The sequence below is a fragment of the Mesorhizobium sp. M7A.F.Ca.CA.002.05.1.1 genome, assembly GCF_003998335.1.
Taxonomy (GTDB): domain Bacteria; phylum Pseudomonadota; class Alphaproteobacteria; order Rhizobiales; family Rhizobiaceae; genus Mesorhizobium.
In genome coordinates, this window is sequence record NZ_RZQI01000603.1 from 1 (window position 1) to 3,745 (window position 3,745).

The 3,745-nt window shown below is 66.0% G+C and carries 4 protein-coding genes; 1 reads left to right on the plus strand and 3 read right to left on the minus strand.

The genetic code is table 11. From position 1 onward, the window contains the following. Positions 1 to 1,513 (plus strand): N-acyl-D-amino-acid deacylase family protein (locus EN939_RS24835; protein WP_245473163.1); only part of this gene is annotated, 1,513 nt, incomplete at its 5' end. Here the strand turns inward: EN939_RS24835 and EN939_RS24840 are convergent. From EN939_RS24840 to EN939_RS24850, 3 genes are all read right to left on the minus strand, one after another. Continuing rightward, the gene (locus EN939_RS24840; RefSeq protein WP_127269650.1) at positions 1,498 to 2,163 is read right to left on the minus strand and encodes a cysteine hydrolase family protein; all 666 of its coding nucleotides are present in this window, start codon (positions 2,161 to 2,163) and stop codon (positions 1,498 to 1,500) included. The genes EN939_RS24835 and EN939_RS24840 overlap by 16 nt on opposite strands. Then, positions 2,160 to 3,443, minus strand: a complete 1,284-nt coding sequence (locus EN939_RS24845) for a Zn-dependent hydrolase (RefSeq protein ID WP_127269648.1) — start codon at positions 3,441 to 3,443, stop codon at positions 2,160 to 2,162. Before EN939_RS24845 ends, EN939_RS24840 begins: the two co-directional genes overlap by 4 nt. Continuing rightward, positions 3,443 to 3,745: FAD-dependent oxidoreductase (locus tag EN939_RS24850; protein WP_164751199.1), on the minus strand; the 303-nt coding region annotated here is incomplete at its 5' end. The genes EN939_RS24850 and EN939_RS24845, both read right to left, overlap by 1 nt.

Genomic DNA, 3,745 nt, shown 5'->3' on the forward strand with positions numbered 1-3,745 from the left:
CCCGAAGGTTAGGACCTTTTGCCCGATGCCCTATGATCTCGTCATCCGTCACGCGACGCTGATCGCCGGCGACGGATCGAAGCCTCTCGAGGCCGACATCGCCGTCACCGGCGACAGGATCGTCGCCATCGGTCAGCTGGACGATGCAACGGGCAGCGAGGAAATCGACGCCGCGGGTAAGGTGGTCGCACCTGGCTTTATCGACGTGCACACTCATGATGACGGCGCGCTTTTGGCGCCACGTGGCATGGACCCGAAGATCAGCCAGGGCGTGACGACGGTGATCGCCGGCAATTGCGGCGTCAGCCTGGCGCCGTTGCTTCTCAACACGACACCACCGCCGCCCTTCACGCTGGTCGGCGGCCGGGAGAGTTTCCGTTTCGATCGTTTTGCCGACTATGTCGCCGAGCTCAAACGGCGCGGCATCGCCACGAACGCGGCTCTATTGGTCGGCCACACCACTTTGCGCCAGCGCTGCATGCCGGTGACCGACCGTCCGGCCAACGAAGCGGAGACGGTGGCGATGCAGGAGGCGGTGGCCGAGGCGATGGCCGAGGGCGCCTTCGGGCTCAGCACCGGGCTCGACTATCCGCCGGCGGTCAACTCTTCGACCGAAGAGGTCAAGGCACTCGCCGCAACGGCGGCCGACCTCGGCGGCCCCTATGTCACCCATACCCGCAACTATTTCGAGACGATGGACGAGGCGATCGAGGAAGCGATCGACATTGCCGATCATGCCAGCGGCAAGCTGTTCATTTCGCACCATCAATGCACCGGCCGCGCCAATTTCGGCAAGAGCCGTCCGTCCTTGGAAAGAATCGATCAGGCGCGCAAAACGATGGACATCGGCATGGATGTCTATCCCTATGCCGCGAGCTCGACGGTGCTGCGACTGGAGCGCTGCGACACGGGTCTGAAGATCCTCGTCACATGGTCCGATCCGCATCCTGAAATGGCGAGGCGCGAGATCGCCGACATCGCGCGCGAATGGAACTGCAGTGAGCGCGAGGCGGGCCAGCGCCTGCTGCCGGCGGGCGCCGTCTACTTCCAGCTGGACGAGACGGATGTGCGCAACATCATCGCGCACCCGCGCACGATGATCGGCTCGGACGGCCTGCCGCACGATATCCATCCGCATCCGCGCCTATGGGGCACGTTTCCGCGCGTGCTCGGCCATTACGCCAGGGATGTCGGCCTGTTCAGCCTGCAGGAGGCGGTGTTCCGCATGACCGGCCTGCCCGCGCGTGAATTCGGCATCCAGCAACGCGGCCTGCTGGCCGAAGGCAATTTCGCCGACCTCGTCATCTTCGATCCGGCGACGATCATCGACACCGCCACTTTCGAGGAACCGCGCCGGCCCGCCGCCGGCATCGAGCATGTCTTCGTCAACGGCGTGTCCGTGTGGACTGACGGCAAGGCGACCGGATCGCTGCCGGGCACGGTACTCAAGCCCTCAGCTTCAAAGGTTGTCCGAGGCACATGCGGCTGCGGCGCCGATCACAAGGCCTCGTAGATCCGGTCCACCATCTCAAGCGTGTAGACGAACTCAACCGGCCGCGTGCAGCGCCAGCCGTCGAAAGGCTGGCCGGCAAGCGCCTTCAGCGCCTCGGGAAGGCGCAGGATGCCGCCGCCATAGAGCCGGTTGGCCATGTCGAGCATGCCGATGCGGTGCATGGCTTCGCTCATGCTGCCACAGGCCTCCTTGACCAGCCAGACCCTGAACCCCTGATAGACTGCGTCGAACACGCTCTCGGTCACGCAGCTGTCGGTCAGCACCCCGGTCACGATCAGGTTCTCGACCTTGAGGTCGGCAAGCCGTCTTGAAAGGTCGGTGCGGCGAAAGGCGCTCGGCCAGTGCTTGTGGATGACGATGTCGCCGGGCATCGCCGCCACCTCGGCGCAGATCGCGGCGCCATCGCTGCCGGCCACGGCGGAGCGGAATTCCTCGGTCAGGGTTTCCTCCTGCCTTACATAGCCGTCGCGTTCTTCCGGCTGCACCCAGGCTTGCGCATGGATGACGGGCACGCCTGCTGCGCGGGCGGCTTCGATCAGCGCGGCGGCATTGGCGAGCACCGCGTCATAGCCGATGACCGGCCAGGCGGCTCCGGGACGGTACTCGTTTTGCAGATCGATGACGAGCAAGGCGGTCGCGGCAAGGTTCATGGCTGTCCCGGGGGGTTGTCGAAGTGGGTGACGAATTGAAGAAGCAGGCGGATCGCCTGGTCGAGATCGGCGATTTCCATGGCTTCATGCGGGTTGTGGCTGCCATTCTCGTTGCGCACGAAGATCATGGCGGTCGCAATACCGGCGCCGGCAAAGCTTGCCGCATCATGCCCCGCTCCGCTCGGCACATGCGGCGCCGGAATTTGCAGTTCGGCGGCGGCGCGGTCCAGCCTCGCTATCAACGCCGGCGACATCGTCGTCGGCTCCCAGGTGAAGCGCGGTCCGGCCTCGAAGCTGACGCCGCGCTTCTTGCCTACTTCTGTGAAAAGCGCGTGCAGCCTTGCCTCGATCCGGTCCAGCACGGCGGCCTCGGCGCTACGCACATCGAGTGTGAAGCGAAGCTCGCCCAGGACGCGGCTGCCGCCGTGTTGCGCAGGATCGGACTGCACGCGGCCGAAGGTGATGGTGGCTTCATGGCCGTCGCGCTCGAGCGCGTCCCATTCCGCTTCAAGGCCGGCGACCAGATCGGCAAAGCCGAGCACGCTGTCATGCCGGGCGAAGCGCGGCTCGGCGCCGGAATGCGCGTAGGCGCCGAGGCAGGTCGCGTCGACATAGCGAAACCCGCCGGCGATCCCGGTGACGATGCCGACCGGCGCGCCGGATGCGACAAGGCGTGGTCCCTGCTCGATATGCACTTCGACGAAAGCCGCGATCCGTCCGGCATCGATGCCCGGCACGCCGCGCTGCACGGCATCAGGGTCGAAACCTTCCTCCAGCATATGGTCAGCCAGCGTGCGTCCGCTGTCCGACCGCTTCGCTTCCAGCGCTATCGGCTCCAGCAGGCCGACAGCTGCCTGGCTGCCGGGATAGGACAGCGGAAACCAGACCGCTTCCTCGGCGCGGGTCGCCAGCACGATCAGGTCGCGCGGCAATTGGATGCCTTGCCCGACCAGTTCGGCCATCACGGCCAGCCCTGCCACCACACCCGCGGCGCCGTCGAAATTGCCGCCATGCGGCACGCTGTCGAGATGCGAACCGAGAACGATCATCGGCAAATCCGGATTACGGCCCTTCAGCGTCAAATAGAGATTGCCGGCGGCATCGACGCGCGCCGTGGCGCCGAGCTGCTCGGCTTCGTCGCGAATGAGGGCGTGGGCAAAACGCTCGCCGGGCCCATAAGCCGCGCGGGTTACGCCCGGTGGGTCGGCCGTGGCTTGCGCAAGCCTCTCCAGCAGATGCCCGGCCAGCCTGCCGCCGCCAGTCAGCGCGGCACTGCTCATCAAGCAACCTGCCTGGCTTGAGGATCGACGCCGCGCAGCCGGTGTGGCGTGAGATCGTCCATCGAAACGCCCTGCCTAGCGACATCGTCCGGAAAACCCTTGCCGGCGATCAGACTGGCACAGACGCGCGACAGCGCCGGTGAGGTCTTGATGCCGTAACCGCCCTGCCCGACCAGCCAGATAAAGTCTGGAACCTCATCATCCGGCCCGACCACCGGCGATCCGTCGGCGACGAAGGTCCGCAAGCCCGCCCAGGAGCGCGACACGCGCTGCACCTCGATCGTGGTCACCCTTTCGAGACG

Bases quoted from the DNA above. Each gene is read 5' to 3' on its own strand.
- EN939_RS24840 (WP_127269650.1), bottom strand. From the start codon at position 2,163: ATGAACCTTGCCGCGACCGCCTTGCTCGTCATCGATCTGCAAAACGAG.
- EN939_RS24845 (WP_127269648.1), bottom strand. From the start codon at position 3,443: ATGAGCAGTGCCGCGCTGACTGGCGGCGGCAGGCTGGCCGGGCATCTG.